Source organism: Saccharomonospora halophila 8, from assembly GCF_000383775.1.
GTDB classification, from domain to species: Bacteria; Actinomycetota; Actinomycetes; order Mycobacteriales; family Pseudonocardiaceae; genus Saccharomonospora; species Saccharomonospora halophila.
This window is the reverse complement of the sequence record NZ_KB912545.1, coordinates 3,490-7,796: the sequence shown is the minus strand read 5'-3', so window position 1 is coordinate 7,796 and position 4,307 is coordinate 3,490. Positions and strand designations below refer to the sequence as shown.

At 72.6% G+C, this 4,307-nt stretch carries 6 protein-coding genes; 1 reads left to right on the top strand and 5 read right to left on the bottom strand.

Features of this window, described 5'->3' with window-relative positions:
• From SACHA_RS0110740 to fabG, 3 genes are all read right to left on the bottom strand, one after another.
• A partial coding sequence (locus tag SACHA_RS0110740; protein ID WP_019809582.1) for a ferrochelatase occupies positions 1-528 on the bottom strand: 528 nt, incomplete at its 3' end.
• A gap of 81 nt (positions 529-609) precedes the next feature.
• Complete coding sequence (gene fabI, locus SACHA_RS0110735) at positions 610-1,377, bottom strand: enoyl-ACP reductase FabI (protein WP_019809580.1); 768 nt, start codon at positions 1,375-1,377, stop codon at positions 610-612.
• A 78-nt stretch (positions 1,378-1,455) separates the two neighbouring features.
• Complete coding sequence (gene fabG / locus SACHA_RS0110730) at positions 1,456-2,160, bottom strand: 3-oxoacyl-ACP reductase FabG (RefSeq protein ID WP_019809578.1); 705 nt, start codon at positions 2,158-2,160, stop codon at positions 1,456-1,458.
• A gap of 189 nt (positions 2,161-2,349) precedes the next feature.
• Between fabG and SACHA_RS0110725 the strand changes: the two genes are divergently transcribed.
• Positions 2,350-2,817, top strand: a complete 468-nt coding sequence (locus SACHA_RS0110725; protein ID WP_019809576.1) for a tRNA (cytidine(34)-2'-O)-methyltransferase — start codon at positions 2,350-2,352, stop codon at positions 2,815-2,817.
• 27 nt (positions 2,818-2,844) lie between these two features.
• Here SACHA_RS0110725 and SACHA_RS0110720 read toward each other — a convergent pair whose 3' ends face one another.
• On the bottom strand, positions 2,845-3,825 hold the full coding sequence (locus tag SACHA_RS0110720) for a VWA domain-containing protein (protein ID WP_028663070.1): 981 nt from the start codon (positions 3,823-3,825) through the stop codon (positions 2,845-2,847).
• Positions 3,822-4,307, bottom strand: a 486-nt coding sequence (locus tag SACHA_RS21505) for a DUF58 domain-containing protein (protein WP_019809572.1), incomplete at its 5' end; no start/stop codon positions are given. The genes SACHA_RS21505 and SACHA_RS0110720, both read right to left, overlap by 4 nt.

The window sequence follows — 4,307 nt, the reverse complement described above, 5'->3', positions numbered from 1 at the left end:
GGTGAACACCAGCCGCGCCGCCGGGTCCCCGAGCCGCTCGTAGGCGGCGCGCACCCCGTCGGCCAGGGCCCCGACGAACAGCGGGTGGTCGAAGAAGTGCCGCAGCTTGCGCAGGTGCGGCGCCCGCTCCCGCACGGCGGCACGGGCGCGTGCGAGGTCCTCGTCGTACTGCCGGCACGCGGAGTAGCCGCCATAGGCGCTGGTGGCGAACACCAGGGCGGTGCGCACGCCGTCGTCGGCCATACGCGCCACGGTGTCTTCCACCATCGGGTGCCAGTTGCGGTTGCCGAAGTACACCGGCAGCGGCAGGCCCTGTTCGGCCAGTTCCCGTTCCACCGCCGCGATCGCCTCCCGGTTCAACCGGTTGATCGGCGACACGCCTCCGAACCGGTGGTAGTGCTCGGCGACCTCCTCCAGCCGTTCCCGGGGCACGCCCCGCCCCCGCGTGACGTTCTCCAGGAACGGCATGACCTCGTCCTCGCCCTCGGGCCCTCCGAAGGACAACCACAGCAACGCGTCGTAGTGCACGCCGCTCATCCTCCCGCCGCCGCGGGGGACCCGCAGAGCCGGGTCCCCCGCGGGGGATCATGGATCACACGCGGGTGCGGATCACTGTCCGGTGGCGTGGACCCCGCCGTCCACCATGATCATCGAGCCGGTGGTGGCGGGCAGCCAGTCGGACAGCACCGCGCAGATGCTCTTCGCCACCGGCTCGGGGTCGGTGGTGTCCCAGCCCAGTGGGGCGCGGTCGCCCCAACCGTCCTCCAGCTCGGCGAAGCCGGGGATCGACTTGGCGGCCATCGTCTTCATCGGGCCCGCCGACACGAGGTTGACCCGCACGCCGTGTTCGCCCAACTCGCGGGCCAGGTAGCGGTTGACCGACTCCAGCGCCGCCTTCGCCACGCCCATCCAGTTGTAGGCGGGCCAGGCCACCCGGGCGTCGAAGTCCATGCCCACCACCGACGACCCACGGGTGAGCAGCGGCAGCACGGCGTTGGCGACCGACTTGTACGAGTGCGCCGAGATCTCCACGGCCGTGGAGACGTCCTCGGCGGGCGCGTCCAGGAAGGGCGCGCCGAGGCAGCTCGGCGGCGCGTACGCGATCGAGTGCAGCACGCCGTCGAGCCCGTCGACGTGCGCACCGACCCGGTCGGCCAGCGTGGACAGGTGCTCGGGGTTCTGCACGTCCAGTTCGAGCACCGGCGCCGGTTCCGGCAGCCGCTTCACGATCCGCTCGACCAGCGACAGCCGGCCGAATCCGGTGAGCACCACCGTGGCGCCCTGTTCCTGGGCGACCCTGGCCGCGTGGAACGCCAGCGACGCGTCGGTGATCACCCCGGTGATCAGCAGTCGCTTCCCTTCGAGCAGTCCGGACACCAGTCCTCCAAGTCGGTGAGAGTCGGGAAATCAGGGGCGTCGGCCCCGCACGGCGCGCGGGGCTTCGGTCGTGGCCGGTCAGTGCCCCATGCCGAGGCCGCCGTCGACGGGCAGCACCGCGCCGTTGACGTAGCCGGCCTCGTCGGAGGCGAGGAACCGCACCGCGTGCGCGACCTCGGAGACCTCGCCGTAGCGGCCCGCGGGGATCCGGTCCAGCGCGGCCTGCCGCTGTTCGTCGGTGAGTTCGTCGGTCATGTCGGTGACGACGAATCCGGGGCTGACGACGTTGGCGGTGATGCCCCGCGACCCCAGCTCGCGCGTCAGCGAGCGGGCGAGCCCGACCAGGCCGGCCTTGCTGGCCGCGTAGTTCACCTGACCCGCGCCCCCGGCGAGGCCGACCACCGAGGACAGGAACACGAACCGGCCCCACCGGGCCCGCAGCATCCCCCGGGAGGCGCGTTTCGCCACCCGGTAGGCACCGCTGAGGTTGGCGTCCACCACCCGCGTGAACTGGTCCTCGCTCATCCGCATCAGCAGCGTGTCGTCGTTCATGCCCGCGTTCGACACCAGCACCTCGACCGGCCCCTGGTGCTGTTCGACCTGCTTGAAGGCGGTGTCGACCTGCTCGGCGTCGGTGACGTCGGCCTCGACACCGAACAGCCCCTCGGGCGCGCCGGAGCCCCGGTGGGTCACCGCGACGCTGTGCCCGGCGTCGGCGAGGTCGCGCGCGATCGCCAGACCGATGCCGCGGTTGCCTCCTGTGACCAGTACGGACCGTCCCACGTGCCACTCCTCGCGCCGGTGATGCGATGTCTGTCCGCGCCGAGGTTATCCGTTCGCCCCCGGCGCGCACGTCCGGGATCCGTCCGCCGCGCCCACCGGGGGTCACCTCCCCCGGCCGCGGCGGCACCCGGCAGGATCGGACCCCGCCAGGACGCACCCACACACCACGGGAAGGGGACGGGAGAGGTCGTGTTCCGGATCGTGTTCTACCAGCCCGAGATCCCGCCGAACACCGGCAACGCGATCCGGCTCGCCGCCAACACCGGCAGCGAACTGCACCTCGTCGAACCGCTGGGCTTCTCCATGGCGGACAAGTACCTGCGCCGGGCCAGGCTCGACTACCACGACCTGGCCCACGTCCGGGTGCACCCGGACCTGGACAGCACCTGGCGGGCACTGGACCCGGCGCGGGTGTTCGCCTTCACCACACAGGCACGCCGCCGCTACACCGACGTCGCCTACACGGCCGGGGACGTGCTGCTGTTCGGGCCGGAGTCGGTCGGGCTGCCCCCCGAGGTGCTCGACGACCCGCGGATCACCGACCGGCTGCGGCTGCCCATGCTGGCGTCGTCGCGGTCGCTGAACCTCACCAACACCGCCTCGATCGCGGTCTACGAGGCGTGGCGCCAGCACGGCTTCCCCGGCGCGGCCGGGTGAAGCACCGCACCGCCGCGCCGGGGCCGGTCACGGCAGCCGCTGCCCGATCAGCAGCGAGCTGCCCGCGGCCGCGAGGAGCGTGAGCGTGCCCAGCACCACCCACGGTCGGGACACCTCGACCTCCTCGGTCTCGTACCCGATCTGCTCCCCCAGGTCGGCGTAGACCTGTCGGAGCTGTTCGGCGGTGGCCGCCTTGTAGAAGTCGCCGCCGGACAACCGGGCGATCTCCCGCATCGATGAGTCGTCCACCTCGACGGGCACCTGCTGTCCCTCGATCTCCACGGTGCCGTAGGAGGTGCCGAACGAGATCGTCGTGATCGGGATGTCCTTCTGTTCGGCCGCCCCGGCGGCGGTGTAGGCGCCGCGGGGGGCGTACTCGTCCTGCGGGACGGTCTGCTTGCCGTCGGTCATCAGCACGATCCGGGCGGGCGGGGGGCCCTCGGCGCCGCCGACGACGGCGGAGAAGCTCTCGATCGACTGGAGGGCGGCGAAGATGCCCTCACCGGTCGCGGTGGACTGCGCGAGCTTGAGGTTGTCGATGGCCTCGACGACCCCCGCGCGTTCGGTGGTCGGGGCCACCAGCACGGTGGCGGTCCCGGCGAACGAGATCAGCCCCAGGTTCACCCCCGGGGTGAGCCCGTCGGCGAACGACCGCGCGGCGTCCTGCGCGGCCCGCAGCCGGGTGGGTTCGACGTCGGTGGCCTCCATGGACAGCGAGGTGTCCATCACCAGCATCACCGTGGCGCGGTTGCGGGGCACCTGTTGTTCGGCCGTCGGCCCGGCCAAGGCGACGGTGAGCAGCGTCAGCGACACCACCAGCAGCACGGCGGGCACGTGCCGCACCCGGCCGGGGCGCCGGGGCGCCACCCGGTCGAGCAGTTCCAGGTTGGTGAACCGCATGGTGTGCCTGCGCCGCGCCCGCACGGCCAGCGCGTACCCGACCGCGACCGCGGCGACCACGATCAGCAGGAGGAACCACCACGGTGACGTGAAACCGGAGATGCTCATGAGGCGGCCCCCGACCATCCGCGCTTGCGGGCCACGGCGAACCGGACGGTGTCGGCGATCCAGTCGGAGTCGGTGCGCAGCACCAGGTGTCCGGCACCCGCCTGCCGGATCGCGCGCGCCACCTCGGCGCGGTGCGCCTGTGCGGCGGCGGCGAACTCGCGGCGCAGCAACGCGGAGACGGTGACCTCGCGTTGCCGTCCGGTCTCCGGGTCGGCGAGCACGACCGAGCCCACCTCCGGCAGGTCGACGTCGCGCGGGTCGAGTACCTCGACGGCCACCAGGTCGTGCCGGGCCGACAGCGCCCGTAACGGCTTCTCCCAGTTCACCGGGCCGAGGAAGTCCGAGATGAGCACGGCCAGGCCACGGCGCCGTGGGGGCCGGCGCAGTTGGTCGACCAGGGTGGCCAGGTCCCCGCGGGTGCCTTCCTCCGCCCTCGGGGTGGTCGCGACCCGGCGCACGAGCTCGCGGGTGTGCCCGGCGCC

Excerpts from the sequence above, each read along its gene's own strand:
- SACHA_RS0110720 (WP_028663070.1), bottom strand. The coding sequence starts at position 3,825 with ATGAGCATCTCCGGTTTCACGTCACCGTGGTGGTTCCTCCTGCTGATC.